Source organism: Streptomyces filipinensis, from assembly GCF_014649495.1.
Classification (GTDB): Bacteria; Actinomycetota; Actinomycetes; order Streptomycetales; family Streptomycetaceae; genus Streptomyces; species Streptomyces filipinensis.
Window position 1 is genome coordinate 438,751 of the sequence record NZ_BMTD01000003.1, and the last position, 16,170, is coordinate 454,920.

Annotated in this window: 6 protein-coding genes; 3 read left to right on the top strand and 3 right to left on the bottom strand. The window is 70.5% G+C overall.

What is annotated here, in order from left to right:
• Positions 1 to 193: 193 nt before the first annotated feature.
• Entirely contained in the window at positions 194 to 3,997 is a 3,804-nt protein-coding gene (locus tag IE244_RS10465; protein WP_229854038.1) for a GH92 family glycosyl hydrolase, read from the top strand.
• Positions 3,998 to 4,056: 59 nt separating this feature from the next.
• Here IE244_RS10465 and IE244_RS10470 read toward each other — a convergent pair whose 3' ends face one another.
• The gene (locus IE244_RS10470) at positions 4,057 to 7,329 is read right to left on the bottom strand and encodes a GH92 family glycosyl hydrolase (RefSeq protein WP_191872736.1); all 3,273 of its coding nucleotides are present in this window, start codon (positions 7,327 to 7,329) and stop codon (positions 4,057 to 4,059) included.
• Positions 7,330 to 7,828: 499 nt separating this feature from the next.
• Here IE244_RS10470 and IE244_RS10475 point away from each other — a divergent pair, with 499 nt between their 5' ends.
• Entirely contained in the window at positions 7,829 to 10,495 is a 2,667-nt protein-coding gene (locus IE244_RS10475) for a SpoIIE family protein phosphatase (protein WP_191872738.1), read from the top strand.
• Positions 10,496 to 10,657: 162 nt separating this feature from the next.
• Here the strand turns inward: IE244_RS10475 and acnA are convergent, their stop codons facing one another.
• Both acnA and IE244_RS10485 read right to left on the bottom strand, forming a co-directional pair.
• On the bottom strand, positions 10,658 to 13,375 hold the full coding sequence (gene acnA, locus IE244_RS10480) for an aconitate hydratase AcnA (RefSeq protein WP_308436257.1): 2,718 nt from the start codon (positions 13,373 to 13,375) through the stop codon (positions 10,658 to 10,660).
• Between the two features lie 235 nt (positions 13,376 to 13,610).
• Positions 13,611 to 14,282, bottom strand: a complete 672-nt coding sequence (locus IE244_RS10485) for a hypothetical protein (RefSeq protein ID WP_191872742.1) — start codon at positions 14,280 to 14,282, stop codon at positions 13,611 to 13,613.
• 208 nt (positions 14,283 to 14,490) lie between these two features.
• Here IE244_RS10485 and IE244_RS10490 point away from each other — a divergent pair, with 208 nt between their 5' ends.
• Positions 14,491 to 16,020, top strand: coding sequence for a helix-turn-helix domain-containing protein (locus tag IE244_RS10490; protein WP_191872744.1), 1,530 nt, complete (start codon positions 14,491 to 14,493; stop codon positions 16,018 to 16,020).
• Positions 16,021 to 16,170 lie beyond the last annotated feature (150 nt).

Genomic DNA, 16,170 nt, shown 5'->3' on the forward strand with positions numbered 1-16,170 from the left:
GGGTCTTTTCCGAGTTGAGACCTCGCGGAAATATGAGCGGCCCGTGTGCGGCAAGGCGGAAAAAGTCGCGACATAAGTCCCTGAATGCCACACCCAACACCCTTGACATCACGGGCCACTTGACGCCCTACTGGTTCCTGCGCCCCGAGGTAGACAACGTTGTCTGTAGGGGGTGCAGGAGGGGAATCCGTAGATGCAGCGGAGAACTCGGCACAGATGGGGCCCGGCGGTCGTCCTCACGGCCGCCTTTGTCATGGCCGTCGGCGCTCAGGGCGCGGCGGTCGCCCTGCCCGCCAAGGCTCGGGCCGCCGACCGGGAGTTCGCATCCTCGTTCGAGACGGGCGATCCCGCGCCGGACTGGCTGAACACCGTGGACACCGGGCCGGACGGCACCAAGCGGGCCTCCGGCGTGGACGGCGGCTACAGCACCGGCATTCCGGGCAACGTCACCGACCATGTCACCGACGTCCGGGCGAGCGGCGAGAACGCCGGGGCCGGCGAGGTGGAGGAGAACCTGGTCGACGGCGAGCCCGGCACCAAGTGGCTGACCTTCGAACCCACCGGCTGGGTGGAGTTCGACCTGGACAAGCCGGTCAAGCTGCTGACGTACGCACTCACCTCGGCCAACGACTACGCCCAGCGGGACCCGAAGGACTGGACGCTGCTCGGCTCGGCCGACGGCAAGGCCTGGAAGACGGTCGACACCCGCTCGGGCCAGGCCTTCTCCGAACGGTTCCAGACCAGGTCGTACGACCTGGACCAGCCGGCCGAGTACCAGCACTTCCGGCTGGAGGTCACGAAGAACAACGGCGCCCCGGACATCCTGCAGCTCGCCGACGTCCAGTTCTCCACCGGCGGCGGGGGCGGCCCGGTACCCCAGGACATGCTGACCCTGGTCGACAAGGGCCCCACTGGCTCGCCGACGGCCAAGGCGCGGGCCGGGTTCACCGGAAGGAGGGCCCTGCGCTACGCCGGACGGCACACGGCGGGCGGCCGGGCGTACTCGTTCAACAAGGTCTTCGACGTGAACGTGAAGGTCGCCGGCGACACCCGGCTGTCGTACCGCATCTTCCCGTCGATGGCCGACGGCGACCGGGACTACGACGCCACCGACGTCTCCCTCGACCTGGCCTTCACGGACGGCACCTATCTGAGTGACCTGGGCGCGCTGGACCAGCACGGGTTCCCGCTGTCGCCGCGCGGACAGGGCACGTCGAAGTCGCTGTACGTCAACCAGTGGAACGACGTGGTCTCGGGGATCGGCTCGGTGGCGGCCGGGAAGACGGTCGACCGGATCCTGGTGGCGTACGACTCCCCCGACGGTCCGGCGAAGTTCCGGGGCTGGATCGACGACGTGGCGATCAAGCCCGTGGCGCCCGAGAAGCCCAGGGCACATCTGTCGGACTACGCACTGACCACGCGGGGCACCAACTCCAGCGGCAGCTTCTCACGCGGCAACAACTTCCCTGCGACGGCCCTGCCGCATGGCTTCAACTTCTGGACGCCGGTGACCAACGCGTCCTCGCTGAGCTGGCTGTACGAGTACGCACGTGCGAACAACGACGACAACCTGCCCACGATACAGGCGTTCAGCGCGAGCCATGAGCCGAGCCCGTGGATGGGTGACCGGCAGACCTTCCAGGTGATGCCGTCGGCCGCCGCCGGCACCCCGGACACCGGCCGGACGGCGCGTGAGCTGCCGTTCCGGCACGAGAACGAGACCGCGCGGCCGTACTACTACGGGGTGCGTTTCGAAAACGGTCTCAGGGCCGAGATGACCCCGACCGACCATGCGGCGGTGCTGCGCTTCACCTACCCCGGCGACGACGCGAGCGTCCTGTTCGACAACGTCACCGAGCAGGCGGGGCTGACCCTGGACAAGGGGCACGGGATCGTCACCGGCTACTCGGACGTGAAGTCGGGCCTGTCCACCGGGGCCACCCGGCTGTTCGTGTACGGCACCTTCGACAAGCCGGTCACCGCCGGCGGATCGAGCGGGGTGAAGGGCTACCTCCGCTTCGCCGCGGGCACGGACCGCACCGTCACCCTGCGCCTGGCGACCTCGCTGATCAGCGTGGACCAGGCGAAGGAGAACCTGCGCCAGGAGATCCCGGACGGCACCTCCTTCGACACGGTGAGGGCGCGGGCGCAGCGCGCCTGGGACACGCTGCTCGGCAAGGTCGAGGTGGAGGGCGCGACCCCGGACCAGCTGACCACGCTGTACTCCAGCATGTACCGGCTGTACCTGTACCCGAACTCCGGCTTCGAGAAGGTCGCGGACGCCTACCGGTACGCCTCGCCCTTCTCCCCGATGCAGAGCCAGGACACCCCGACCCACACCGGCGCGAAGATCGTCGAGGGCAAGGTGTACGTCAACAACGGCTTCTGGGACACCTACCGCACCACCTGGCCGGCGTACTCGTTCCTGACCCCCTCCCAGGCGGGCGAGATGGTCGACGGGTTCGTGCAGCAGTACAAGGACGGCGGCTGGACCTCGCGCTGGTCCTCCCCCGGTTACGCCGACCTGATGACCGGCACCTCCTCGGACGTGGCGTTCGCCGACGCGTACGTGAAGGGCGTGCAGTTCGACGCGAAGGCGGCCTACGACGCGGCCCTGAAGAACGCGACCGTCGTCCCGCCGACGTCGGGCGTGGGCCGCAAGGGCATGAGCACCTCGCCGTTCCTCGGCTACACCAGCACCGCGACCGGCGAGGGCCTGTCCTGGGCGATGGAGGGCTATGTCAACGACTACGGCATCGCGAAGATGGGCGAGGCCCTGTACCGGAAGACGGGCGAGAAGCACTACGCCGAGGAGTCGGCGTACTTCCTCAACCGCGCCCGGGACTACGTGAACCTGTTCGACTCCAAGGCGGGCTTCTTCCAGGGCCGCGACGCCAAGGGCAACTGGCGGCTGGACTCCTCGGCGTACGACCCGCGCGTGTGGGGCTACGACTACACGGAGACCAACGGCTGGGGCTACGCCTTCACCGCTCCGCAGGACAGCCGGGGCCTGGCCAACCTGTACGGCGGCCGGCAGGGGCTCGCGGACAAGCTCGACGCGTACTTCGCGACGCCGGAGACGGCCTCGCCGGACTACGTGGGGTCCTACGGCGGTGTCATCCACGAGATGACCGAGGCCCGGGACGTCCGGATGGGCATGTACGGCCACTCCAACCAGGTCGCGCACCACGTCATCTACATGTACGACGCGGCCGGCGAGCCCTGGAAGGCGCAGGCGTACGTGCGTGAGGCGCTGTCCCGGCTGTACACGGGCAGCGAGATCGGACAGGGCTACCACGGCGACGAGGACAACGGCGAGCAGTCGGGCTGGTACCTCTTCTCCGCGCTCGGCTTCTACCCGCTGGTGATGGGCAGCGGCGAGTACTCCATCGGCTCCCCGCTGTTCAAGAAGGTCACCGTCCATCTGGAGAACGGCCGCGACCTGGTCGTCAAGGCAGCGGGGAACAGCGCGAAGAACGTCTACGTCCAGGGCGTGACCTTCGACGGCCGGCCGTGGACGTCCACGTCGCTCCCGCACTCGCTGCTGTCCAAGGGCGGAGAGCTGGAGTTCTTCATGGGCGCCAAGCCGTCGACGTGGGGCACGGGCAAGAACGCCGCCCCGGTCTCCGTCACCCAGGACGACAAGGTGCCGGCGCCCCGGGCGGACGTCCTCAGGGGCGACGGGCCGCTCTTCGACAACACGTCGGCGACGGAGGCTGCGGTCACCTCGGTGAACCTGCCGGTGGGCAAAGCCGTCCAGCCCGTCCAGTACACCCTGACGTCCTCGGCCGACCACACCAGGGCGCCGACCGGCTGGACCCTCCAGGGGTCCACGGACGGCACCACCTGGCGGACCCTGGACCACCGCTCGGGCGAACGGTTCGCCTGGGACCGCCAGACCCGGGCGTTCACCATCGCCACGCCGGGCAGGTACCCGAAGTACCGGCTGGTCCTGGACGGCGCGGGGACGCTGGCGGAGGTGGAGCTGCTGGCCTGACGGGCTCCTGGCACACGGCAGTGAGCGGCCGTCCCCGGCGGGACGGCCGCTCTCGTGCTTCAGCTGGTGGCGAGGGTGAACACGTGCAGGTCACCGTTGTCCGGGAGCCGGACGCTGCGGACGGCCCTGCCGTCGGGGGCGGTGAACGGCCTGGTGGCGAAGACGTAGGTCGCCACCGGGTCCTTGTCGGCGCCCGCGACGTTGCGGTACGGGGTCCTGGCGACGACCCGGTTGTCGTACTGGACGGTGCCGCCCCCGCCGCCGACGGTCCAGTCGGTGAAGGACAGGTCGACGGTGCCGGTGGTGCCGTCGGTGTAGGTGACGGTCGCCTTGGCCTGCTGGTCGCCGTTGACCGCGCTGCCGATGAAGGACAGCGTGGCCGCGGGCGTGGGGAGCTGTACGGTCTGGCCGGCTCCCGTGGCGTTGTCCGGGCGGCCGTCGGGCGAGGCGGGCCAGGTGAAGGCGAGGCCCTCGACCGTGCCCTGCCCGCCGGGCGTCAGGCCGGCCGCCGCGAGGGCCTGGCGGGAGTAGCTCCAGCCACCGCCGTCGTAGTCCGCCTCGTCGTGGTCGCCGGTGTCGTCGGAGACCGCCGTGTTGTCGTAGGCGGCGAGCAGGGTGCCGGGGGCGGCCACGGTCAGCGACACCGGTTGCCGGTAGGAGGTGTCGCCCGAGGTCACCGTCACCGTGGCGGTGGCGAAGCCCTGCGCGGCGTCCTTCGCGGCCGTCAGGGTGATCTCCCGGGCCGCGTCGGTGACCGTGCCCTCGGCGGGCGCTGCCGTGACGCCGGCCGGGGTGTCCACCCGGAAGCGCACCTCGGGGCCGGTGCCGCCGGTCAGCGACAGGGCGCGGACGACGGTCCTGGTGCTCTCGCCGGGGGCGACGGTGGCGGCGGTGGGACCGACGCCGATCTGGTAGGGCTGCTCGCCCTCGCGGAAGGACGGCGGCGGACTGTCCGCGCCCCAGGTGGGGTCGGGGGTGGCGGACAGGGTGTAGTCGAGCCGGCCGCCGTCGCGGACGAAGGAGGCCGGCAGCCAGGGGCGGTCGCTGTCCCGGCCGTCGACCTTCAGGGACCGGATGTACGGTGCGCCGGGCGCCGCACCGCTCGCGCGCACGGAGATGTCGTTGCCCTGCGGACGGCTGATCTCGACGCGCGGGAACAGCGGTGAGGCGAGGACCAGTTCGGCGCGGGAGGGCACCTGCGGGTACATGCCGAGTGCCGAGAAGACGTACCAGGACGACATCGCGCCGAGGTCGTCGTTGCCGGGGATGCCGCCGGGCCCGGTCGACCACAGCTGCCGCATGGCGGCGCGTACGGTCTCCTGCGTCTTGTACGGGGCGCCCGCGTAGTCGTACAGGTAGGGAACGTTGATCGACGGCTCGTTGTCCAGCTCGGACCTGGTGCCGCCGTGGCCGGTGAAGGCCCAGCCGCCGTCCTCGTCGTGGAAGAAGCCGTCGAGCCGGGCGAGCGCCTTGTCCCGGCCGCCCAGCGCGGCGAACAGGCCCGCCGGGTCGTGCGGGACCATCCAGGTGTACTGGGCCGCCGTGCCCTCCACGAAGCCGTTGCCGGTGCCGGGGGTGAAGCCGGTGACCCAGCTGCCGTCGGCCTTGCGGTCGGCGATGTAACCGCCGCCGGGGTCGGCCGCGACGTCGAAGGCGTTCTGCCACCACTGGGCGCGGCGGGCGAAGGCGGCCCGGGTGTCCTGTTCGCCCGCCGCCGCGGCGAGCTGGGAGAGGGAGAAGTCGGCCGTGGACATCTCCAGGGTCTCGGCGGCGCCGCCCCAGGCGTTGGAGACGCTGGGCATGTAGTGCAGCCTGAGGTACTTGTCCAGCGAGGGCCGCTGGCCGGCGGACAGCACCGGCTTGCCCGCCGGGGACAGGTCCTGCTCGGTCGGCACGGTGGCCGCCTCGACCAGCGAGTCCAGCGCGCCGTGCAGGTCGAAGTCCGTGCCGCCGAAGGCGCGGATGCCGGCCAGCGCGGTCGGCGAGGGGTCGCCGTTCATGACGTGGGTGCCGCTCGCGCCGTGCAGCCAGCGGTCCCAGGTGCCGCCGTTCTGCCGGGCCAGCTCGTACAGCGACTGGGCGATGTCGGAGCCCGTGCGCGGGTCGAGCAGGGTGAGCAGCTGCAGCTGGTCGCGGTAGACGTCCCAGCCGGAGAAGGTGCCGTACTGGGCGCGGTGGCCGTGGCCCACCCGGTGCACCTCGGCGTCGCTGCCCCGGTAGCGGCCGTCGGCGTCGCTGATGACGTTGGGGTGCAGCAGCGCGTGGTACAGCGCGGTGTAGAAGGTGGTGCGGTCGGTGTCCGTGCCGCCGCCGACGCGGACGGCGCCGAGCCGTTCGCGCCAGGCCCGGCGGGCCGCGTCCGCGACGGCGTCGAAGGAGCGGCCGGGCGGGTTCTCGGCGGCGAGGTTGGCCTCGGCCGCCGCCCGGCTGACGTAGGAGATGCCGACCTTGACGTTCACCGGTCCGGTGCCGGGCGCGAACTCGACATAGCCGCCGGCGCCCTTGCCCGCGACGGGCCGCCCGCCGTGCGAGAAGCCGCCGGTGCCCCCGGAGGCCGTCAGCGAGCCGGGGTCCAGGCGGTCGTCCTGCCAGGTGCCGGTGCCCGTGAAGGCGCGGTCGAAGCGGGCGGTGAAGTAGAGGGTGTAGTAGGCGCGCCGGCCTTCCGGATCCAGGTAGCCGCAGAAGTTCCCGGAGGTCACGGACCCGGAGATGGTCCGGCTGTCCGGGTCGATCGTGACGGACGAGTCCTCCGAGCCGGCCTCGGAGCGGGCGGTGCGCACCAGCAGCGAGGCGGGCTTGCCGGACGGGAAGGTGAAGCGGGCCGAGCCGGTGCGTGCGGTGGCGGTGAGGTCGGCGGTGACGCCGGAGGCCAGGCCCACCTTGTAGTGACCGGGTTCGGCGGTCTCGTCGGCGTGGGTGAAGTCGGAGGCGTAGACGGCGTCCTTGGTGTCGCTCGCCGGTGAGGAGGTCACCTGGCCGGCGTACGGGAAGAAGGGGATGTCGCCGCTGCCGCCCGCGCAGCCGGTGCCGGACATGTGGGTGAGGCTGAAGCCACGGACGCGGGTGGCGTCGTACTGGTAGCCGCCGGGCGCGGCGGTCCTGGTGGCGTCGCCCCTGGTGTTCTCGGGGCTCCAGGAGAGCATGCCGAAGGGGACGACGGCGCCCGGGAAGACGTCACCGCCGTTGCTGGTGCCGATCAGCGGATCGACGTACGAGGTGGGGTCCTTGACGAGACCGGGGGGTGCGACGGATGCCGCGAGGGCGGGTGTGGCGGCGACGCCGCCGGTCGCGAGCAGCGCGGCGAGCAGCAGGGACAGGGGTCTGAAACGCACGCGGCCCTTCCTCCTTCATGGACGGGTCGCGCACCACAGGTCGCACAAGCCGCAGGGACAGTAACGTGCGCCAGCGGTACCACGGAAGACCGCGTACACGCCGTGGGCGCGCGCCGGGATCACCCGGTCGGGCTACCCCAAGTGGGTTGACATCGTTGTCGGTTCAGGCGGTAGAGTCATGTACAGACCATTCGACAACGTTGTCGCGCACTTCTCGACACACAAGCCACCACCACCCGGGCGGGACACCGACCCCCCTCACCCGCCCGGCTCGCGGACCCGGTGCGCATGGCCACCGGGTCCGCCCGAGCACCTCCACCAGGGCACACCCGGGCGATGCAGGCGTGACGCCTGTTGCTCAACACGGGTCCTGTGACCTGCGGGGCGATGAAATGTGGCGTCCATCTCGTGGACCGGCATAGTCAACGCGTGCAACCGGTGCTAGAAATGCCGCATGTCGGACTGTTTCGCCCGATTCAGGCGTAAGTCATGGCGTTCCATGGTCCAACGGAGCCCGCGGAGCGTGGCCAGCCAGGTCTTCCTTCTCCAGGTCGCGCTGGTGGTGCTGCTCGTGGTCTGCGGCGTCCTCGCACTCGTCCTGCAGTCGGAACGCGACACCGGCACGGAGGCCAGGCGTCGTTCCATAGCCGTGGCGCAGACTTTCGCGCACTCTCCCGGCGTCCTCCAGGCGTTGCGCACCCCGGACCCGTCCAAGGTGCTCCAGCCCCTCACCGAGATGGGGCGCAAGTCGGCGGGAGTCGACTTCATCGTGGTGATGAACACCAAGGGCATCCGCTACACCCACCCCATCCCCAGCAAGATCGGTCACCGCTTCGTCGGCCGGATCGGACCCTCGCTGGCCGGGAAGGTCTACACCGAGAGCGTCCACGGCCCGCTCGGCCACGAGGTCCAGGCCACCGTTCCCATCGACGACGACCACGGCAGGGTGACCGCCCTCGTCTCCGCCGGGCTGAAGGTGAAGAACGTGACCAACGCGGTGGACCGGCAACTGCCGATCATCCTGACCGCCGGGGCCGGCGCGCTGGTGGTCACCACCGGCGGTACGGCGCTGGTGGGCCGGCGGCTGCGGCGGCAGACGCACAGCCTGGCGGCGGACGAGATGAGCCGCATGTACGAGCACCACGACACGGTGCTGCACTCGGTGCGGGAGGGCGTGCTCATCGTCGACGCCGACGAGCGGATCCTGCTCGCCAACGACGAGGCCAGGCGGCTCCTGGAGCTGCCCTCCGACGTCGAGGGGCGCAGCGTGCGGGAGCTGCCGGGCCTCGACCCGGCGATGACGGAGCTGCTGGTCTCCGGCCGGGAGGCGGGCGACGAGGTGCACTTCGCCGGGGGCCGTCTGCTGGCCGTCAACCAGCGGCCCACCGACCGCGCGGGGTGCCCCGGCGGCATCGTGGTGACCCTGCGCGACTCCACCGAGCTGCAGGCGGTGTCGGGCCGGGCGGAGGTCACGCGGGAGCGCCTGGAGCTGCTGTACGACGCCGGGCTGGGCATCGGCACCAGCCTCGACGTGGTCCGTACGGCCGACGAGCTGACGCGGGTCGCCGTCCCCCGCTTCGCCGACTTCGTCACCGTGGACGTGGCCGACGCCGTCCTGCACGGCGAGGAGCCGGGCCCCACGGCGACGGACATGCGGCGTGTGGCCGTGGGCGGCATCCGGGACGACCATCCGCTCTACGAGAAGGGCCGGCTGATCGACTTCCTGCCCTCGACCCCCCAGGCGCGCGGCTACGACGCCGGCCGCTCCGAGCTGGTGACCGATCTGTCGAGCGCGCAGGACTGGCAGGCACAGGACCCGGAGCGCGCCCGGCAGATCGTGGAATTCGGCATCCACTCGCTGGTCACCGCCCCCATCCAGGCCCGCGGCGAAGTGCTCGGCATGGTCAACTTCTGGCGGTCCAAACGCGAGCCCTTCGACCACGAGGAGCTGTCGCTGGCGGAGGAGCTGGTGGCCCGGGCCGCGGTGAGCATCGACAACGCCCGCCGGTACACCCGTGAGCACGCCCTCGCGGTCACCCTCCAGCGCAGCCTGCTGCCGCGCACGCTGCCCGAGCAGAGCGCCCTCGACGTGGGTTACCGCTATCTGCCCGCCCAGTCCGGAGTGAGCGGCGACTGGTTCGACGTGATCCCGCTGCCGGGCAGCAGGGTGGCGCTGGCCGTCGGCGACGTGGTCGGACACGGTCTGCACGCGGCCGCCACGATGGGCCGGCTGCGTACCGCGGTGCACAACTTCTCCACCCTCGATCTGCCGCCCGACGAGCTGCTCAGCCATCTGGACGACCTGGTCGGCCGCATCGACCAGCACGAGGCCTCTCCGGAGACCGCCGGGGAGATCGTGGGCGCCACCTGCCTGTACGCGATCTACGACCCCGTGACGCGCCGCTGTGTCATGGCCCGCGCCGGGCACCTCGCGCCGGCACTGATCCACCCCGACGGCAGCGTGACCTTCCCCGACGTGCCGGCCGGGCCGCCGCTGGGCCTGGGCGGCATGCCGTTCCAGACGGCCGAGCTGGACCTTCCCGAGGGCAGCCAGCTCGTGCTGTACACCGACGGGCTCATCGAGGACCGTACGCGCGACCTGGACGTGGGCATGGAGCTGCTGCGCCGGGCACTGGCCGGTCACCCCGAGCGGACGCCGGAGGAGAGCTGCCAGGCGGCGCTGGACGCGCTGCTGCCCGAGCGGCCGGTGGACGACGTGGCGCTGCTGATCGCGCGGACCCGGGCGCTGCCGGCCGACCAGGTCGCCGACTGGGACGTGCCGCGCGACCCCGCCGCCGTGTCGGGCATGCGCGCCGCCGTCTCCGGCCAGCTGGAGCAGTGGGGCCTGTCCGAGCTGGGCTTCGGCATGGAACTGGTGCTGAGCGAGCTGATCACCAACGCCATCCGCTACGGCTCCGATCCGATCCATGTGCGGCTGATCCATGACCGCACGCTGATCTGCGAGGTGGCCGACGCCAGCAGCACCTCGCCGCATCTGCGGTACGCGGCGACGACCGACGAGGGCGGCCGGGGTCTGTTCCTGGTGTCGCAGCTGGCCGAGCGCTGGGGCACCCGCTACACGGACCAGGGCAAGGTGATCTGGGCCGAACTGGCCGTGCCGGACATGCCAGACATGCCAGACCTGGGCGAGTTCCTCGTCGACTGAGCCGGCCGGCAGGCGGGCCTCAGCCCGGGACGGCTCCTCGCTGTGCCGGTCCGCCGGGAGAAGGCTGTGTTCCACCTGAGCCGGGGCGATGACCTGGTCACGGCACGGCGAAGGGCCGCGTCCCCGGTACCGGGGACGCGGCCCTCGACCGCCCTGTGCCGCTTACTTGCGGATCAGGTTGCGCAGCACGAACTGCATGATGCCGCCGTTGCGGTAGTAGTCGGCCTCACCGGGGGTGTCGATGCGGACGACCGCGTCGAACTCGACGCCCGTGTCGGTGGTGACCTTGACCGTGCTCGGGGTCGTGCCGTTGTTCAGCTCGGTCACGCCCTCGATCGAGAAGGTCTCCTCGCCGGTCAGGCCGAGCGAGTCGGCCGACTGGCCCGCAGGGAACTGCAGCGGCAGCACGCCCATGCCGATGAGGTTCGAGCGGTGGATGCGCTCGTACGACTCGGTGATGACGGCCTTGACGCCGAGCAGCGCGGTGCCCTTGGCGGCCCAGTCGCGGGACGAGCCGGAGCCGTACTCCTTGCCGCCCAGGATGACCAGCGGGGTGCCGGCGGCCTGGTAGTTCTGCGAGGCGTCGTAGATGAACGACACCGGCGCGCCGGCCTGGGTGAAGTCGCGGGTGTAGCCGCCCTCGGTGCCCGGCGCGATCTGGTTGCGCAGGCGGATGTTGGCGAACGTGCCGCGGATCATGACCTCGTGGTTGCCTCGGCGGGAGCCGTAGGAGTTGAAGTCACGACGCTCCACACCGTGCTCGGTGAGGTACTTGCCGGCCGGGGTGTCGGCCTTGATGGCGCCGGCCGGCGAGATGTGGTCCGTCGTCACCGAGTCGCCCAGCTTGGCCAGCACGCGCGCGCCGATGATGTCGGAGACCGGGGCCGGCTCGTGCTGCATGCCCTCGAAGTACGGGGGCTTGCGGACGTAGGTCGACTCGGCGTCCCACTCGAAGGTGTTGCCGGTCGGGACCGGGAGCGCCTGCCACTGGGCGTCGCCGGCGAAGACGTCCTGGTACGACTTCGAGAACATGTCCTCGCCGATGGCGTTGGCGACGACGTCGTTGACCTCGGCCTCGGAGGGCCAGATGTCCTTCAGGTAGACCGGGTTGCCGTCCTGGTCGGCGCCCAGGGCGTCACGGGTGATGTCCACCTTCATGGAGCCCGCGATGGCGTAGGCGACGACCAGCGGCGGGGACGCCAGGTAGTTCATCTTGACGTCGGGGTTGATACGGCCCTCGAAGTTCCGGTTGCCGGACAGGACCGAGGTGACCGCGAGGTCGTGGTCGTTGACGGCCTTGGAGACCTCCTCCGGCAGCGGGCCGGAGTTGCCGATGCAGGTGGTGCAGCCGTAGCCGACGAGGTTGAAGCCCAGCTTGTCCAGGTACGGGGTGAGGCCGGCCTTCTCGAAGTAGTCGGTGACGACCTTCGAACCCGGGGCGAGGGTGGACTTCACCCACGGCTTGCGGGTCAGGCCCTTCTCGACCGCCTTCTTGGCGACGAGGGCGGCGCCGATCATGACGTAGGGGTTGGAGGTGTTGGTGCAGGAGGTGATGGCCGCGACCGTCACCGCACCGTGGTCCAGCTCGTAGGTCGTGCCGTCGGGGGCGGTGACCGGAACCGGGTTGGACGGGAAGCCGTTGGGGTGGACGGCCGGGGCGTCGGAGGCCGGGAAGGACTCCTTGCCCGCCTCGTCGATGTCGTCCACGTAGTTGCGGACGTCCAGCTTGAACTGCTCGGCGGCGTTCGCGAGGACGATGCGGTCCTGCGGGCGCTTCGGGCCGGCGATGGACGGGACGACCGTGGACAGGTCCAGTTCGAGCTTCTCGGAGAAGTCCGGCTCGGCCTTCGGGTCCAGCCAGAGGCCCTGCTGCTTGGCGTAGGCCTCGACCAGCGCGACCTGCTGGTCGGAGCGGCCGGTCAGGCGCAGGTAGTTCAGGGTCTCGTCGTCGATCGGGAAGATCGCGGCGGTGGAGCCGAACTCCGGCGACATGTTGCCGATGGTGGCGCGGTTGGCCAGGGAGGTGGCGGCCACGCCCTCGCCGTAGAACTCGACGAACTTGCCGACCACACCGTGCTTGCGGAGCATCTCGGTGATCGTGAGCACGAGGTCGGTGGCGGTGGTGCCGGGCTGCAGCTCACCGGTGAGCTTGAAGCCGACGACGCGCGGGATCAGCATGGAGACCGGCTGGCCGAGCATGGCGGCCTCGGCCTCGATGCCGCCGACGCCCCAGCCGAGCACGCCGAGGCCGTTGACCATCGTGGTGTGCGAGTCGGTGCCGACCAGGGTGTCCGGGTAGGCCTTGCCGTCGCGGACCATGACGACGCGGGCCAGGTGCTCGATGTTCACCTGGTGGACGATGCCGGTGCCGGGCGGGACGACCTTGAACTCGTCGAAGGCGGTCTGGCCCCAGCGCAGGAACTGGTAGCGCTCCTTGTTACGGCCGTACTCCAGCTCGACGTTCTGCTTGAAGGCGTCGTTGGTGCCGAACTTGTCGGCGATGACGGAGTGGTCGATGACCAGCTCGGCCGGCGCCAGCGGGTTGATCTTGGCGGGGTCGCCGCCGAGCTCCTTCACGGCCTCACGCATCGTGGCGAGGTCCACGACACAGGGCACGCCGGTGAAGTCCTGCATGATCACGCGGGCCGGCGTGAACTGGATCTCCTGGCTGGGCTGGGCCTGGGAGTCCCAGTTGCCGAGGGCGCGGATGTGGTCGGCGGTGATGTTCGCGCCGTCCTCCGTGCGGAGCAGGTTCTCCAGCAGGACCTTGAGGCTGTACGGCAGGCGGGCCGAGCCCTCCACCTTGTCCAGCCGGAAGATCTCGTACGACTCGTCGCCCACCTGCAGCGTGCTGCGGGCGTCGAAGCTGTTCGCCGACACGACAGTCTCCTTCATTGATGTGCGCGTACCACCGTCAATCGTGCCGCCACGCCGGCTTGGCCGAACCAGTAAGGTCAGGCTAAGTTAGGTAAGCCTTACTGGAGTGGCGGCTACGGTGCGCCTCGGCAGATATCTCGATGTCGAGATAACACTAGTACATGGGCGCTGGATGGTCATGCCCAACCCGGCCCGCACCCGACCGGTCCGCACCCGACCCGGTCCGCTCCGGCGGCGGCTACCAGCTCAGCTCGGTGTCCATCTTGGCGGGGGCCAGGGCCGTCACATGGCCGTGGTCGCCGTACACGGACCGCCGCCAGTGGACGAACGCCTTGGCGGCGTCGTTCAGCTCGTCGTCCTGCCACACGCCATAGTCGACCCACACGTCGGCCTCCGTGCGACCGCTGTCGTCGGGCGTGCGGACGCAGACCCGGGTGACATGGGCGGCGATGGCGGCATCCCCCTTCGGGGCGCTCGCCATCAGGTACGCGCGGAATTCGCGCGCCATCGAGAACCAGCGGTGCGGACCGGCCCCCGGCACGTCCGCGCCGTCCTCCGTGGTGTCCCCCGCGGGCGCCCCCTGGTCGTCGGTCGTCGTGTCGGGCAGCTCCTGGTCGTCGGTCGTCGTGTCCGGGAGTTCCTGGTCGTCGGTCGTCGTGTCCGGGAGCCCCTGGTCGTCGGTCGTCGTGTCCGGGAGCCCCTGGTCGTCGGTCGTCGTGTCCGGGAGCCCCTGGTCGTCATTCGTGTCCTGCGGAGGGTTCTCGACGTCGCACGCCTTGTCGATCACCGTCGAGCGCGGTGCCGGCGAGTCGTCCCGGGCCGTGTCCGCGCGCTTCGTCCCGCAGGAGACGAGCGTGCAACAGCCGACGAGCAGCGCGGCGACGAGCCGCCGGCGCATCCTGGTCCTCATGTGTATCCCCCTTCGGGAACAGAGAGGGATACGCATGGACAGGGGTTGCCCGGGTAACCGAGTGTCCTACGACATCGGCCGATTTGCCCAGATCCCTCCGGCTGACTCACACCGTTGCGGCCAGGCGCCGCTGACGGGGCGTCACGCCCGTCACCCGAACGGACCCCCCAAACGAGCACCATCTCATATCTGAGATAACCTCAACCTCATGGCAGACGATTACCTCGTACGCATCGGCAAGCTCATCCGTGACGCCCGGCAACACCGAGGCTGGACACAGACCCAGCTCGCGGAGGCACTCGGCACCAGCCAGAGCGCGGTCAACCGCATCGAGCGCGGGAACCAGAACATCAGCCTTGAGATGATCGCCCGAATCGGTGAAGCCCTGGACAGCGAGATCGTGTCGCTGGGTTACGCGGGTCCGATGCATCTGCGCGTCGTCGGCGGGCGTCGGCTGTCCGGCGCCATCGACGTCAAGACCAGCAAGAACGCCTGTGTCGCGCTGCTGTGCGCGTCGCTGCTCAACAAGGGGCGGACGGTGCTGCGCAGGGTCGCCCGGATCGAGGAGGTGTACCGCCTGCTGGAGGTGCTGAACTCCATCGGCGTGCGCACCCGCTGGATCAACGACGGCGTCGACCTGGAACTGGTGCCGCCCGCCGAGCTGGAGATGGCGGCGATCGACGCGGACGCCGCCGTACGCACCCGCTCGATCATCATGTTCCTCGGTCCGCTGCTGCACCGCGTGGACCACTTCAAGCTGCCCTACGCCGGCGGCTGCGACCTGGGCACGCGGACCATCGAGCCGCACATGATCGCGCTGCGCCGGTTCGGCCTGGACATCGCGGCCACGGAGGGTCAGTACCACGCCCGGGTCGACCGCACGGTCCGGCCCGACCGCCCGATCGTGCTGACCGAGCGCGGCGACACGGTGACCGAGAACGCGCTGCTGGCCGCCGCCCGCCACGACGGCGTGACGGTCATCCGCAACGCCTCCTCGAACTACATGGTCCAGGACCTCTGCTTCTTCCTGGAGGCCCTCGGCGTCAAGGTCGAGGGGATCGGCACCACCACGCTCACCGTGCACGGTGTGCCGAACATCGACGCGGACGTGGACTACTCCCCCTCCGAGGACCCGGTCGAGGCGATGAGCCTGCTGGCCGCCGCCGTGGTGACCGAGTCCGAACTGACCGTGCGGCGCGTCCCCATCGAGTTCCTGGAGATCGAGCTGGCGGTCCTGGAGGAGATGGGCCTCGACCACGACCGCAGCCCCGAGTACTTCGCGGACAACGGCCGTACGCGGCTGGTGGACCTGACCGTCCGGCCCTCCAAGCTGGAGGCGCCGATCGACAAGATCCACCCGATGCCGTTCCCGGGCCTGAACATCGACAACGTCCCGTTCTTCGCGGCCATCGCGGCGGTGGCGCAGGGCCAGACCCTCATCCACGACTGGGTCTACGACAACCGCGCGATCTACCTCACGGACCTCAACCGCCTCGGCGGCCGGCTGCAACTCCTCGACCCGCACCGGGTCCTGGTCGAGGGGCCGACCCGCTGGCGCGCCGCCGAGATGATGTGCCCGCCGGCCCTGCGCCCCGCCGTGGTCGTCCTGCTGGCGATGATGGCGGCCGAGGGCACCTCGGTCCTGCGCAACGTGTACGTCATCAACCGGGGTTACGAGGACCTGGCCGAGCGCCTGAACTCGATCGGCGCGCAGATCGAGATCTTCCGGGACATCTGACCGTCGCCCGGCCCGTCGGCCGGCCCCCCCGCCGGGAACCGTCCGCCGCACCCGCCCGCCCCGCTCCCACGCCGGCCGGAAGCGGGCGCGGTGGCCGTGTTCCGCCCGGCAGCACACCGGCACGGCGTCCGTTGACAACGTCAACGCAAA